This window comes from Gluconacetobacter liquefaciens (genome assembly GCF_003350405.1).
GTDB lineage: Bacteria > Pseudomonadota > Alphaproteobacteria > Acetobacterales > Acetobacteraceae > Gluconacetobacter > Gluconacetobacter liquefaciens.
This window is the reverse complement of record NZ_QQAW01000001.1, coordinates 53000-66439: the sequence shown is the minus strand read 5'-3', so window position 1 is coordinate 66439 and position 13440 is coordinate 53000. Positions and strand designations below refer to the sequence as shown.

Annotated in this window: 17 protein-coding genes; 5 read left to right on the top strand and 12 right to left on the bottom strand. The window is 57.7% G+C overall.

The genetic code is table 11. From position 1 onward, the window contains the following. Positions 1-390: 390 nt before the first annotated feature. The gene (locus tag C7453_RS00285; protein ID WP_114724992.1) at positions 391-966 is read right to left on the bottom strand and encodes a recombinase family protein; all 576 of its coding nucleotides are present in this window, start codon (positions 964-966) and stop codon (positions 391-393) included. 135 nt (positions 967-1101) lie between these two features. Here C7453_RS00285 and C7453_RS00280 point away from each other — a divergent pair, with 135 nt between their 5' ends. Both C7453_RS00280 and C7453_RS00275 read left to right on the top strand, forming a co-directional pair. Beyond that, positions 1102-1467: a BrnT family toxin gene (locus C7453_RS00280; RefSeq protein ID WP_342767953.1), complete on the top strand. Its 366-nt coding sequence runs from the start codon at positions 1102-1104 to the stop codon at positions 1465-1467. Further along, positions 1451-1771: a BrnA antitoxin family protein gene (locus tag C7453_RS00275; RefSeq protein WP_114724988.1), complete on the top strand. Its 321-nt coding sequence runs from the start codon at positions 1451-1453 to the stop codon at positions 1769-1771. The genes C7453_RS00280 and C7453_RS00275 overlap by 17 nt, the downstream gene beginning before the upstream one ends. 94 nt (positions 1772-1865) lie before the next feature. Here the strand turns inward: C7453_RS00275 and C7453_RS00270 are convergent, their stop codons facing one another. The 10 genes from C7453_RS00270 to C7453_RS18800 all read right to left on the bottom strand — a co-directional run bounded on the left by C7453_RS00270 (position 1866) and on the right by C7453_RS18800 (position 8870). Beyond that, positions 1866-3803 carry a DUF927 domain-containing protein gene (locus C7453_RS00270; RefSeq protein WP_114724986.1) on the bottom strand — a complete coding sequence of 646 codons (1938 nt, stop codon included), beginning with the start codon at positions 3801-3803 and terminating at the stop codon, positions 1866-1868. Continuing rightward, a complete protein-coding gene (locus tag C7453_RS00265; protein ID WP_114724984.1) occupies positions 3751-4815 on the bottom strand; it encodes a DUF7146 domain-containing protein in 1065 nt (354 codons plus the stop codon). Before C7453_RS00265 ends, C7453_RS00270 begins: the two co-directional genes overlap by 53 nt. Then, positions 4802-5371 (bottom strand): hypothetical protein, encoded by a 570-nt coding sequence (locus tag C7453_RS00260; protein WP_114724982.1) that lies wholly within the window; start codon positions 5369-5371, stop codon positions 4802-4804. Before C7453_RS00260 ends, C7453_RS00265 begins: the two co-directional genes overlap by 14 nt. Beyond that, on the bottom strand, positions 5365-6108 hold the full coding sequence (locus C7453_RS18805) for a phage antirepressor KilAC domain-containing protein (RefSeq protein ID WP_141288949.1): 744 nt from the start codon (positions 6106-6108) through the stop codon (positions 5365-5367). The genes C7453_RS00260 and C7453_RS18805 overlap by 7 nt, the downstream gene beginning before the upstream one ends. Further along, positions 6105-6383: a helix-turn-helix transcriptional regulator gene (locus tag C7453_RS00250; RefSeq protein WP_114724980.1), complete on the bottom strand. Its 279-nt coding sequence runs from the start codon at positions 6381-6383 to the stop codon at positions 6105-6107. The genes C7453_RS18805 and C7453_RS00250 overlap by 4 nt, the downstream gene beginning before the upstream one ends. Positions 6384-6492: 109 nt before the next feature. Then, a complete protein-coding gene (locus C7453_RS00245; protein WP_141288952.1) occupies positions 6493-7827 on the bottom strand; it encodes a hypothetical protein in 1335 nt (444 codons plus the stop codon). Then, a complete protein-coding gene (locus C7453_RS00240; RefSeq protein WP_114724976.1) occupies positions 7824-8240 on the bottom strand; it encodes a hypothetical protein in 417 nt (138 codons plus the stop codon). The genes C7453_RS00245 and C7453_RS00240 overlap by 4 nt, the downstream gene beginning before the upstream one ends. Next, on the bottom strand, positions 8237-8482 hold the full coding sequence (locus C7453_RS00235) for a hypothetical protein (RefSeq protein ID WP_114724974.1): 246 nt from the start codon (positions 8480-8482) through the stop codon (positions 8237-8239). The genes C7453_RS00240 and C7453_RS00235 overlap by 4 nt, the downstream gene beginning before the upstream one ends. After that, positions 8479-8703 (bottom strand): hypothetical protein, encoded by a 225-nt coding sequence (locus C7453_RS00230; protein ID WP_114724972.1) that lies wholly within the window; start codon positions 8701-8703, stop codon positions 8479-8481. Before C7453_RS00230 ends, C7453_RS00235 begins: the two co-directional genes overlap by 4 nt. Next, positions 8700-8870 (bottom strand): hypothetical protein, encoded by a 171-nt coding sequence (locus C7453_RS18800; RefSeq protein ID WP_170143072.1) that lies wholly within the window; start codon positions 8868-8870, stop codon positions 8700-8702. Before C7453_RS18800 ends, C7453_RS00230 begins: the two co-directional genes overlap by 4 nt. 121 nt (positions 8871-8991) lie before the next feature. Between C7453_RS18800 and C7453_RS00225 the strand changes: the two genes are divergently transcribed. Together C7453_RS00225 and C7453_RS18585 are read left to right on the top strand one after the other, a co-directional pair. Then, entirely contained in the window at positions 8992-9228 is a 237-nt protein-coding gene (locus C7453_RS00225) for a helix-turn-helix transcriptional regulator (RefSeq protein ID WP_114724970.1), read from the top strand. 71 nt (positions 9229-9299) lie between these two features. Then, positions 9300-10664 (top strand): hypothetical protein, encoded by a 1365-nt coding sequence (locus tag C7453_RS18585; RefSeq protein WP_147280857.1) that lies wholly within the window; start codon positions 9300-9302, stop codon positions 10662-10664. Between the two features lie 137 nt (positions 10665-10801). Here C7453_RS18585 and C7453_RS00220 read toward each other — a convergent pair whose 3' ends face one another. After that, complete coding sequence (locus C7453_RS00220) at positions 10802-12082, bottom strand: tyrosine-type recombinase/integrase (RefSeq protein WP_114724968.1); 1281 nt, start codon at positions 12080-12082, stop codon at positions 10802-10804. Between the two features lie 921 nt (positions 12083-13003). Here C7453_RS00220 and C7453_RS00215 point away from each other — a divergent pair. Beyond that, positions 13004-13252, top strand: a complete 249-nt coding sequence (locus C7453_RS00215; protein ID WP_147280856.1) for a hypothetical protein — start codon at positions 13004-13006, stop codon at positions 13250-13252. Positions 13253-13440 lie beyond the last annotated feature (188 nt).

The window sequence follows — 13440 nt, the reverse complement described above, 5'->3', positions numbered from 1 at the left end:
TATGCATGATTATCGCGGGTGCTCACCTCATCTTTTTGCCTCCCTTTCTTCCACCCTCTTAGAAAAAAGGTGTAACAGGTGTAGAAGGTGTAAATTCTTCTATAAGTTACTGAAATAGAATTGTTATTTCGATTACACTTTTGGCTTTTTGGCATTCTGAAAGGTGTAGATAGGTGTAACTCCGCGACCGGTTGAATGGCAGTTTTCTGCCGATTTCCTCTTTTTGGCTTCATCCGAGCGGCAGTTATCCACAGGATTTCGGCGTCATGTCGTCGCGTTTAAGTTATGCGTTGAGGTCATGGCTGTGGGCGATGATCGGTCGGAGACGGTCACAAAAACGGGAAGAAAACCACCGCGCTGCCCGCGCGCACCGGGCAAGCTTCGCGAAGGTCAGGCCGGTCCGGACTCGGCTTCTGCCAGGCAGCGATAGACTGAGGTGCGGCCGATGCCGAGGCGTCGGGCAATCTCGGTGCCACCGATTCCTTGCGCCGCCAGTGCCCGGACCTCGGCCGCCTGGTCGCGTGCTGTCGGCTTGCGGCCCAGATACTTGCCCTCGGTCCTTGCCTTGGCGATCCCTTCGGCCTGCCGTTCCTTCATGATATCGCGCTCGAACTCGGCCACGGCGGCCAGCATGGTCAGCATCAGCTTGCTGGTGGGGCTGGTCGTATCCAGCACCATGCCGTTCATGGAAAGCACGATCAGGCCGCAGCCCCTGGCCTTCACCGTTTCGACATGAGCCAGAAGGTCGGCCGTGGACCGAGCCAGGCGGTCCGGCTTCGTCACCACCAGCACATCGCCGGGTCGAAGCTGATCCAGTGCAGCAGAAAGTTGGGGGCGATCGGTCAGTGACCCGCTGACCTGTTCGGCATAGACCCGCTCGCACCCGGCCGCGCGCAGGTCACGGGCTTGAGCATCAAGGCCGGCAGTCTGTTCGGCAGTGCTGGTGCGGGCGTATCCGATCTTCATGTTCGGGTTCCAATCTGTTCCAAAAGGTCTAGACCCTAAACCCTTATCGTTCCAGAAGTCTGAAAACAACCCTTTTGGAACAGTTTTCTGTTCCAAAACTGTTCCAGGCCGATTGTTCCAATAGGGCTTGCCCTAATGGAACAGTTCCAAGCCATGTACTGGGTGCATAGGTCTATGGGAGATCACGGCGCTTCGAAAAGATTGGATCGTTGTCTTTTATTGTATATACAATCAGACATGCGATACGAATGGGACGAAGCGAAACGCCTCAGCAATGTAGAAAAGCATGGCATCGATTTCGCGCTCGTTCGTGCGTTCGAATGGGATGCAGCGCAGGTCATGAGTAGCCGCAGCAGCAATGAGCCGCGCCTTGTCGCCATCGGCCCGGTTGGGCGGCGCCTGCATGTTCTGGTTTTCAGCATCGAGCGCCGCGTGGTTCGGGTCGTCAGCTTTCGCAAGGCGAACAGGAGGGAGGTCATCCGATATGCAACGCAAGACTGATCTGATCTATCCGACCGATGAGGAAGACGCGGCGATCAATCGCGGCATCGCGCTGGATGCGGATAATCCGGAATTGACCGATCAGGACTTCGCACACATGCGGGCGGCTGCTGAGGTGGTGCCCGATATCGTCGAGGATTATCGGCGGCGTGTGCGTGGTCCTCAAAGGGCTCCGGTCAAGAAGGCGGTTTCCATCCGCCTTGATGCCGATGTGATCGAGCGCCTGAAGGCTGGCGGCCCCGGATGGCAGGCAAGAGCGAACGATATGCTTCGGCAAGCCGTGCTGAAAGAGGTGGAGAGGTGAGCACCGCCGTTGCCGTGCTGGGCTGATTCCGACTTAACGCCCAGCCGGTGCCGACCACTGACAGGGTATGGCTGTGATAGCCACCCCTTTGCTCTCAACCCGTATCGCCCGCATCCGACCCAAGGATGGCGGCCCGCACTTCATAGGCGCGCACGGCCTTGAAACCCGGCGGGCTGACAACCTTGGCCATCTTTCCATCTGCGGCCGGCACCAGAAAGCCGCGATCCACCAGCACCCGTTTCGCCTCGCGTCCGTTCAGGCCGGACAGGGCTTCATTCATGCCGGCGCTGCTGAGGTAGAAGATCCAGCCCATCCGGCCGTCATCCTGTTTCTGCCACCGCTTCCAGCCCGCGCGGTTCTGAGTCCGAAAGCGTTCGCCCGGTGGTTCGGACGGATCGCCACTTTGCGGGGTGTCGGTGGCATGGGGATCAACCCACCGTTCAAACCGTCCTTCGCCGTTGCGGGACAGGAAATCGCGTAGCTGTTCGACGGCCTGTTCGTCTTCACGCCGACCGGCGGTTCCGCGTGCTGTCAGCCAGGCGTCGAAGCACAGCTTCACCAGTTCAGGCGCCGTGTCATCGTCCCAGCCTGTCAGGCCGAAGCCGGTGGCCAATTCACCGCCCAGGGCGACGATGGCGAAGCGTCGGGCGACAGACCGCACCTGCCCGGATGCCAGGGGCCAGTTCCGCAGGTAATGGTCTGTCAGCTCGGTCACACGCGCCCGTAGTGCTTCGCGCACCACTGGCACGCTGTCGTCGGCAAGCCGCTGGGTCAGTCGATCGAGGAAGACACGAAAGGGCGCACCATATAGCTGCCCAGTCTCCGCGCGCAGATACTCGGCCAGGTCGCCCGGTGCATCGGCATGATGCAGCTTCTCGAACAGGCCGAGCCCTGCGCCCGCGTCCGCCGGCATATCGACAAATCGGACTTCCTGCCCCGCCTTGGTCGCCCGGCCGGCTTCGGCATTCATGTCCGCCAGCGTCCGTTCGCCTGTGGACAGGAACAGAACCCGCCACCGCGCCACAGCCCGCGCTCCACCGGTTCGGCTGGCCCGTGCCTTGCCGGCCCCGTTGGCCAGCATATAGGCGGTATCACCAGCCTCGCGCGGATCAAGTTGGCCCAACTCATCCAGGCACAGCAGGCTGTCACACGACGCCAGGGCAACGGATTCCAGAGCATTGCCCGTGCTGCGCCAGGACCGGACATAGCCCTCGGCCCCTGCCTGCATGGTACCACCGCAGATCGAGGCCGCGACCCTCAGCGCCGTGGACTTGCCGAGGCGTGAGGCCCCCATCAATGAGAACCCGCCGCCATCCTCGCCCATCAAGGTCAGCAGGGGTGTTGCGAAAGCAGCAGAGGCGGACAGGACAAGGCGGCTGTTGCCCCGGCACACGGACCCGATGCGATCCCGCCAGGCTTCGGCCGTGCCGGCGATCCCGAACAGATCATCCTCGGCACCATCGGTCTGTAAGACGATCCGCTCGGCTGTCGCTCCGAAAACGGCGCTGGGCAGCACGTAGCTCATGCTGTCGTGGAAAGCGTGCCAGCCAACCCGCGCCACGCTGCGCGCCCGTTCTTCGGTCGAGACTGTCGCAAGGAACTCGGCAAAGGCGGACTTCGCGGCGGGACTGCTGGCCAGTGTCAAGCCACCATTGGCCAATTGGCTTCGCAGCTCGCCGCAATCTCCGGAAAATAGACTGCGTGGAAAGGCTTTTTCATGCTGGACGCCATCGCGATCTGTCCAGCCCAGCAGCAGGCCCCAGCCATTGCCTTCGGCATCGCGGGTTTCGGCCAGAAGATCGACTGGGCCGCAGACGAACATATCCGGCGTATCGGGGTCGGGTGCGCGACGAAACCAGCCATCCTCTGTCCGTTTGAAGCGTCTGGACACGCCCGGCGGTGGTCGGCCTTGCTCGGTCTGCGCGGCGCTGGTCGGAAAGCTGACGACCTGTGCGCCCTCGATGCCATCTCGTACGCGCTTACGCCCGCGTGTTGCTTTCTTCTCGGTCATTGTCTTGCCGGGCGACATCATTCCAGTCCCCGCCTTCTGTTTCTGGCATGGCAACGCGCACGACGCGGCCTTGCTCAATGAACTGACGACATGCGGCGTCCAGTGCCTTCCGGGCGGTATCGTTCCCGGTGTCATTGTCGGCCGCGATGGTGATTTCGGTGATGGTGTCGGGCAGGATCAGCCGGCCGAGATTCGAGAGACTGACCCCGCACAGCACACGGCGCTCCGGGCAGGCGAGGGCGACGGACAGACCGGTTTCGATCCCTTCCGCGAGGACGACGCTTTCGCCCGGCTCCGCCATGCTCAGGCTCTTGCCTGATGCCCCGCGCCATAGGCGGATACAGCCACCCGCGAAGCTGCCCAGCACCTTTTTGGGTGCCCGCAGATCGGCCTTTGTCCATCCACCGTCAGGGGCCGAGGCCAGCCAGGTGCGATGCACCGCAACCATCTTGCCATTCGCCGCGCAGATCGCGGCCAGCATCGCCGGCAGCGGGCGGCTGACCTCGCCGCACCAGACAGCATGATGAAAACGCAGACTGCCCGGCTGGCGACCCATCTCGCGCAGGTCGATGCCCCGACCGCGCAGATAGGCTTCGACCGGTGTGCCGGCGATCCCGGTGGGGGCACTATGCCAAAGCTGGCGAGCCTTGGCCCGCCGGCGCTGTTCGTCCTGGTCTTGCTCGGCGGTGGTGGCTTTGGTCGCCACCGCCCGCCGGGCAATCGCCGGAACTGGACTGTCATCCAGCCCCAGCCAGGTGCGAGCCCAAGCCATGGCGTCCCGCCGATTGCCGCCGAACAGGATCGCCGCCACCAGATCAAGCGCATCCCCGCGTTCGCCGCTGGAGAAATCGCACCATACGCCCCGCCGTGGCCCGGTCAGACGCACGGCGAGGCTTTGGCCTTTCTCGCCCGCGCAACTACCGCACCGCCATTCCGCACCCTCGCGGTGGCCATGCGGCAACAGCTCCAGCACGAGAGGGTGGACCCGCTCGGCCAGGAGCTGCGCGAGCGTTGCCGCGTCAGGTCTTTGCATAGTCCGGCCTATCAGGCGGAACCTCGGCAATGCCCCCTTCTGCCGGCAGGAACGCCCTTCCTTCGATCAAGGCATGTGCGGCTTGGTCGCGTTCTTCGGCCTGTTGCAGCACCGTGCCCCACCCGATGACCTTGAGCCAGTTTCGCAGCTCAAGCGTTCGCAGATCATGATCCAGAGCGGTACGGAACTGAATCAGGGCCGAGCGCATCGACCGGAAACGGTCTGTCGCGTCCGCTGGTGGTTCGCTCGCTGTCAGATCATCAAATGTCCGGTCCGCCGTGAGAACCTTGCCGGCATGCGGCCAGGCGGACAGAAGGCCAAGGATGGCTTCCTGCGAGGGAACAGGGTTGAAATCGGCCCGACCATGCTGGCGCAGGATTGTGGCCATGTCCGGACGCCAGGGGGTGTTGCGGAGGTAGGTATCCGCCCCTTGAAACAGGGTCAGCACCCTGCACAACAGGCACGGGCCGGTGGCGGTCCAGTCGGACCAGAGCCAATGCAGAAGGGTGTCTTCGTGCCGTGCGTCTATCGTGGCCATCTGTGCGGTGGTCAGCATGAGGCGACCTCCCACTTCGGTAGAAGCTGCCCCAGGTGCGTCAGGCCCTTGGCGGTCAATAAGACCTGATGGCGTGGAACAAGGTGGCCGTCACGATCGGGAATGTCGGTGATACGGTAGGCGAGAAAGCCCGATCGTTCCTTGTCGGCATGGGCCAGCCACGGTCCGTTAGGTTTCTGGCGATAAATCCACCGATGCGCGTGAAGCATCGAAAGGAACCGGGCACGAGGGCGCCCAAGGGCTTTTGCCCCTTCGGTCAGGCTGACCTGATCCGTGGACTGTGCCAGACGGTCATAGGCCGCCGCCTTGGGCGCCAGTGTATCGATCGCCGCCCCCTGTCGCCGGATGGCTTCCTCAGCGGCTGACAAGGCGCGGGCGACAAGATCGGCCTGACTGTCGCCGGCGGCGGACATGACATAGCCACCGGTTCGGCGGATCGAGGGCAGAACCTCTTCGAAGACCCATCGTTCGAACGGCTCTGCCTCAGGGCGCTTGCTTCGGACAATCAGGCGCATGACATCGGGTTCGGATAGAACTCGGACTTCCTGCATACCGCCCGGTGTTTGAAGGGGGTAGCGTTTCGCGACCCCCTTACAATGTTTGGCCATGGCATCAGCCGCATTGGCATAGCCTAGCCGCTCGCACACGTCCTTGCCGATGAAGAACGGCAAGCCGTCAATCGTGACAGTGCCAACCGGATGACCCTGAAAGGCGTATTGCTGGACCAGCGCGTTCATGCCGCACCGCCGATCAGGCGCACGGTGGCGTCGGAGGTGGAGCGGGCAGAGCGCGACGCAATCCAGTCCTGAAGGCCGGTCATGCTGTAACCGATGCGGCGGCTGGTCAGTTTCACGAACGGCGGGCCTGCGCCATCGGCGCGGAGCTGTTGCATCGTGCGGATACCCAGCCCGACCAGGCGGGCGGCTTCGGGTTCAGAAACCACCAGCGGAGGCGTGGGCACCGCTGGGGCGGTGGGCAGAGTCGGTCTGTTGCGTGTTTTCACGCGGTGCATCGTATGGCTCCCTGTTCACAAGAGCACCTGTTCGCAGAGTGGTGCGGTTTGGTGCGTGACTGGGGAATGATTGGAAGAATGGCTGCCCGTGTCGTCCGGGATATCCGAATTAGGTCTTTTTGACCTTTCCGGTCTCCGTACGTTGACAGGCTTTTTCGGACTGCAAGCTGCGTGCAGTGCGCTTGGCAATCTCGGAGAGTGAGGATTTGCTCATCTCGGCCAGACCACAATTGACGAGGCCATCCTGCACATGGCGGATGCAGCGGGCGACCTGTCCGTCTCCGCTTGTGAATACCTCTCCTTCGTCCAGCCAGAATTCGCGGGCCAGCGATTCAGCCTTGATGCCGCGTTCGCTTCGGCCGCGCTTGGGTTGGCTTGATTTCGAGAGAGATTCAGAGCCGACACGAGCGATAGGTAGACCAGTGGCAGAGGAAGAAGCCGGTCGCCATTCGAATAGGTCGGCGTGTCGGGCAACACCGATCCGTATTGGAACAAGAACCCGTTGTGTCGGCTGGTCGGGATATATGATTGAGGACGAGGCGAAGTCCATGGATGCTTCGGACAAATCGCGGGGGTTGACCGGTTTGTGGTCTTCATCTCTTACCGCTTGGAGATGGTTATCCTTTAGCAAAGCCAACAAGTCGCTTTGCAAGCATTCTCTCAGTTCCTCGAAATAGTCGGCATGTTCCCTGCGTTCCGGGCTGTCCGGTGGCGTGCGACGTAATAGCAGGTAATGGGAAACAAGTTCTGGTGCCCCGTAAGCGATCATAGCTGACGCGAGCGAGACGCCGGTTTCATAGCCGATTCTGACATCGAAAAAGCGCAGTTTTTCGACAACGACTGACGAAGATGAGAACGTGACATTTCCCGCAGACCCAAAATAGTAAGGGTCCATTCGAGTCCATGCCCCATCGGGTGTTTTCTTGCGTCCGCAAGCCGTCAATTCGCCTATCGCCAATAGCTTACTGATCGCGCGTTGGAGGCTTGCCAAGCTCTGTCCGTAAGCAAGGAAAGCGTCCATTTGCCGCTCTTGCTGAGGCGCAATGCCATAGCCGTTATTTTTGTGATTGCGGACTTTCGGCCACCAACGTTCCGGGTTCTCGGCCCAAGAACCCGGAACATTCGCCATCCAGCACGCGTAATTGTCTTGAGCAAAGGCATCTTCCAACTCAGACAAATGCGGTTTGATACCGTCGAAAACGTCGACCGCCGAGGAAAGCTGGATGCCGTACCGCAGCCTGTCGGCCACGAACGGGAGTATGGTTTTGCCAGTCACAACCGCCCCACGCCGGTCATCCCCATGATTGAGAACAGACGGCGCGGCGGGCCAGTCATGGGGACCAGGCGTTCGGCGGCCAAACCTAGCCGCGCCTCCCTGCATCATCTGGCACAAAACGGGAACAGGCAAGCCTTGTAGTGGGGGGACATGGCTGAGGGCGATCATGCGGCACCACCGATCAGATCGCGGCACAGTGACCAGGCCGCGAAATCGTCTTGATCCGGGCGGATCGTGGCATCGGCGCGCAGGTCCAGCGTGGTCAGGACCAGCCGTGCCTTGGCTCGCAGCCCCGCCACTGTGCGTGCTGGCAATTCCATGGCCGCTAACCGCAGATCGTTCGCGACGTCCCAAAGACGGCCCCGTTCGGCCCGGATGCCGGCCGGCACGTGGACTGTCGCGCCCCACCGGTCAGCCAACCCCACGAAGGCAGCATGGGCGGACAGGGCGGCTTCTGCCCGGCGTAGCAGGGTGGTGTCATCTGCCGCCTGAGGGGCACAGGAAGCGGTGGCGGTGGCGCCAAGGGCAAAGCAACTGGCAAGGGTCGTGCGGCGGGAGAGGGTGGGGCTGGTACCGCTCATTGGCCTGTCTCCCGCGTTGCGATTTCCTTTTGAGGGTCGGCTATGGCCGTTTTGATGGAATCCCGGAGCCATTGCAGCGCATGGGCCCAGTCCATCACTGTATCGCCGCTGACGTCGCCCTCGGAATCGACCATCTGGCCGAGCAGGAGCGTCAGGCCCGACAGGGCCAGACTTACGTCATGTAAGGCGTCTTTGGTCGCGCCGATGATACGATCATGGCCGGGCGTTCTGGCGCAGCTCATCGCTGCCTCTCCACCATCTCGATGCCGGTGGTGATTTCCTCCGATAGTCGAGACAGTTCTTCCCCTGCCCACTGGATAGCGAACCCGAGGGCGGACAGGCGCTCCCCGGTCGCTTCGAAGCACACCTGGCCAGCGGCGTTTCCGGCCCAGGCCAGAAGGGTTGCGAGATTCTGCACCTTGAAGCCAGCAGCCGCGATGCTGTCCATATGCGCCTGGCTCATCGCACGACCTCGATGGCGGTGGGGCGGCCTGTCGTGACGGGATCGGGCGTGCCGAGACCGAAGACGGCCAGGGCGATCAGGAAAGGGGCGATCAGCGCCGCCAGAATGTGGGCGCGTGACTCCGCTGCCCGCGTTGGTGCGGGTGTGCTATGGGCGTGTTCAGCCATTGCCGAAAGTATCCTTCGGTTGTGGTTAGGTCCGGACTGAAGGTTCCAGCTTCAGTCCGGACCATCTTGATAGCCCTTGAGTCGTATGTCATGTTTCAAGACACTTTCAAGTGGAAATGTCATGAAAAAAGACATTACGCCCGCACAGCTGAGAGCTGCACGTGGACTGGTGGATTGGACCCGTGAGCAACTTGCTGATGCTGCAGGTACAACTGTCAGAACTTTGGCTCGCTTAGAGCGTGGCGAAACAGCCCCGAGGCTTTCGACGCTCTGTGCGATTCGTTCTGCATTCGAATCTGTAGGTGTGGTGTTTATACCAGAAAATGGAGGCGGAGTCGGTGTGCGACTAAAAAAATGACAAAGCGATAATATTTTATCGGTGATAAAGAATAAACGCCACGATAAATTTGCTATTTTGGAGAGATCTCAATGGAAAAATATTATGTTTTTATAGAAACTTCCGGAGAAAATGAAAATAATAAAATAATAAAATGCATAACATCTCAAAGTATTGAAAATATTTTAAGTGATATAGATAGAGAGGAAGTTGGTGGAGAGCAAAAAGTTATCTTGGAAAAAAACAACGATGAATTTCTTGATTTATATTTAAATTATATGAAATCTTCTCAAATACACTTGGATACATCCAGGCAGGTTATCTTTTTGCTCGAGTCGTTTAGGCGGGCTCGGGACGATAAAAAAATACGACGTTATGTAGAGGAGCATGGGGAGCAGGTTTGGATAAGTAAAGATAATGATAAAGAGGTGATTTATTCAGTAAATGAAGATAGTTTGATGACAATATCGCGTAATTTGAGAAAATCATTAGAAGATAAAGAAAAGGCGTCGCATTTTCCTGGAATGTTTCTTTCTGGCCTCATTAGTTCTTATGATGCATATCTATCAGATTTAATAAGAATAATATTAAATATCTATCCGAAAATAATAGATAAGTCAGAAAAAAATATAACTGCCGAAGAAATTTTTAGGTTTTCTAGTATAGATGATGTTAAAGTTTATCTAATCGATAGGCAGATCGATAAGCTAATGAGAGGAAGTCATAAAGATCAGATACGCTGGATATCCGACAAAATGCATTTCAAAATGGAAGATGAAATTGATGGATTGAAGGATTTTATAGAAATTTGTGAAAGAAGAAATTTATATACTCACACAAATTCTATCGTTTCGAGCCAGTATGTTGGTGTGTGTAAGGAGAATTCTATAAAAACAGAATTTAGTATTGGGGATTTTGCAAAAATAGATAGATTTTATTATAATAATTCAGTAAATGTAGTTATTTCGATTTTTATTTCCATTTTTTTTAATGTTTATTCGAAGATAAATAAAACAAAAATACCAGAATTATTTTCAACTATTGATGAAAGTGCGTATGAGCTGATGTTAGAAGGGAATATTAAAACTTCTTCTGCGATATATAGATATATAAATAAAAAAATAGAGAGCAACCCAACAATACCAGACTCCACAAAAAAACGTATCACAATAAATTATGCAAACGCATTGAAGCTCGGCGGAAAAAAAGAAGAAGCTGTTGAAATAATAAATAAAATAGACTGGGAAACTTCGACAGAAAACTATAAAATATGCGTCGCATCTATTAAAGATGATGTGGGCTATGTTATAAAAAAAATGAAAATAGCCGTAGAGTCATGTGATGATTTTGATTTGTCTTGTTTTAAAGAATGGCCAGTATTTAAGTCATTAAGAAAAAACGAAGAGTTTATAACTAAGTTTGAAGAAGTTTTTGGGGAAAAATTACACAATAAATAAAAATATTTTCATAATATAAATATTACGGAATATTCTTTATATTATAATAATATTCCGTAATTTAAATATTTATTTCGGTATATTATTTTTGTTTGTAGTATAGATTTTATTTATATGTGCACGTTATCGGTACCGCTTTACGCCGTTTCGGCCACGGCCTGGACATGCCGAGCCCAAGTATCGAGTGCCGCCGCCCGTTCGGCTTCAAACTCATGGCGCTGGTAGACCGCAGCCACCCCCTGGATCGTGCCCTGCACATGGTTCAGAACCCGGTCCGCAACATGCGGGCCGATCCCCAGTCGCGCCATGATCGTTACGCCCGTTCGCCGCAGATCGTGCAGCCGCCAGTCTGCCCTGGGCGGTGGGGCCGCTGGCTTTCTGGCCTTCTTTCCTGTCTGTTCGGCCCGCATGTCAGCTATCAGGGCTTCAAGCCGCTCCTTGGCGTCGGAAAAGCCGGAAATCGGGGTGCGCCCGTTGCTGGTGAAGACGTAGGGCGACAGTGCGCCAGTCTTCGGGTCGGCTTGACGTGGCAGGCCGGCAAGGATCTGGCGGGCAGGTTCGGCCAGATGGACGATATGCGCGCGGCCGTTCTTTGTCCGGTCGGCCGGGATCAGCCAGGCGGTCAGGTCCGGGGCCAACTCGGCCCATTTCATGTGAGCCACTTCGTCCCGCCGTTGCAGCGTCAGGGCCAGTAGCCGGAAGAACGGGCCAAAGGGGAATGGCTGGCGGCCGGCGGCGTTCCACAGCTCGGCCAACTCGGTATCTGTCAGCACGCGGTCGCGCGAGGTCTCCCGGCCTTCCACGATCACGCTGGCGAACACGTTGGCGGGCACGAACTGCCGTTTCTCGGCCCAGCCGAACATGGCCCGGCCATAGGCATGAATCCGGCGGGCCGTGACCGGGTGCTGTGCCGCTACCTCGTCCAGACGGGCTTGGACCTCGCCCGGTGTGATTGACCGTGCGGGCTGGCCCAGAAGGGCAGGGAAGCCGGTGCGGAGCCGATCCGGGGCTTCTTTACGATAGGACGCGCTCCGGTCCCTCAGTGCCCCGTCACGCCAGCGGTCTATCAGCGCATCCAGCGTCAGGGCATCGGCAGCTTCTTCCGCCTTCTGGCGGGCCATCTCGGCCTGAGCGGCCAGGGCGAGGGTCTTTCTTTCCCCGGCTGGATCGCCACCGGCCCGCACCCGGCCGCGCGCTTCCTCGGCTTCCTTCCGCGCCTGGGCGGGCGTGACCTCGCCATAAGGGCCGATGACCAGGCGCCGGATGCGGCCGGCGAAGCGATACTGGAACAGGAAGACCTTGGACCCGGCCTCGGTCACGCGGATCGCGAAACCCGGCAGCGAATCGTCCATGAACATGGCGTCGCGCTTACCCGGCGGGCAGGCCAGGGCGTCTATTTCCCGTTTTGTCAGCTTCATCCGGCGGTCTCGATTACACCTGTTACACCTTGAAAACCGAAAGGTGTAACCGGCTGGGGAGAGAAAAAGTCAATAAAAACAGTGTATAATATATGTGTGTTACACCTCTTACACCTTTACACCTACAAAAGTGTTTCCCAATGAATGCGCCAGCCCTCCGTCACCCTGTCTGGCGGGCTATCGGGTCGATTCTCCGGACTCTTTCCGGACTCATCTGAAATCGTAATCCCTGCGATTCGCTGCGTCTCGTTGCGTGAACTCTTCATCCAACCCACTGTTTAACCTGTTGTTATTTCGTGTCTTTGCGGCTCTTTGCATCTTACTGCCAATTCTGCCCTTGTGACTACGAATCTGGGGGTTAGAGGTTCGAGTCCTTTCGGGTGCGCCATTCTCCTTAAAATTAGATGTATTGCTTCCTGTTAAGGGGCAAAACTAGCGGATTTCGCCGGTCTCAGGACAGGTTCGTGTCCGGAAACGGCCGACGCGCGTATCCCGGCTTTGGAGCCTGGGTGGTGTCGCTTCCGCTGAGTTTGATCCTGGGTATGTTCTGTTGGAGGCCCAGAGACTGGTACATAGGGAAGCCCTTGTCGGCGCTGCCTTCTGATATGTCAGCCCGCCATTTTCGACGTTGTCGCTGATTTCGTGAATGATGCGGTACGGTGTCCGTTTCTGCGTGGATTACGCACTTGGATGCGATGCTACTGCGCTGCTCTGCGGGCTGACTAGGTAAGTCGCCGGATGAATGCATGTGATCATGCAAGGGCGAAACATTCCAAAATATTCAGGGATTTTTTGAAACAGATATCTGACAGGTATCGCCCTCGGCGTGTGTTGGAAAACGGTGGTAGAACAGGGCTGTGGTGCAGAGGTGTCATTGCTCTAATGAAATGTGTTGCAGTCTTTGTCATGGTCGGAGTCGCCTTGTCCGGCTGTGCCCATCCTGCTGCCCGGCATGATGATCCTCGGGCCGTTCTCTTTCGTCATGTCGGCGGTGATCCGTCGCTGGATGGGGAGGCCTACAAGCCTGACGACGGCAAGATGCATGGGCAGGTCACGGTGGGCGTGGCGGCAAGCCCTGGGCATGGGCGCGGCGCCGTGCCGATGAGTTCGGCCGATATCACGAATGTGCTGCCCGGCCTCAGCATCGGGGAAACGTCATGGGGACGATAGGGGGGGGCAGAGGGGTAGAGGTGGGGCGCTCATGGGGCGGTGATGGAGGCTTTCGGTGGTTGACTGATGGTTGAGAACCCCGTGATACCCCGGCGTGCGTACACCCAATGGGTGGCTCCTGGTGTTCTCGGAGCCCGGGCAGTGTCTGATCCGTGAGGCCTCCTGCCATTTTGATCTGGGGGGAGCGG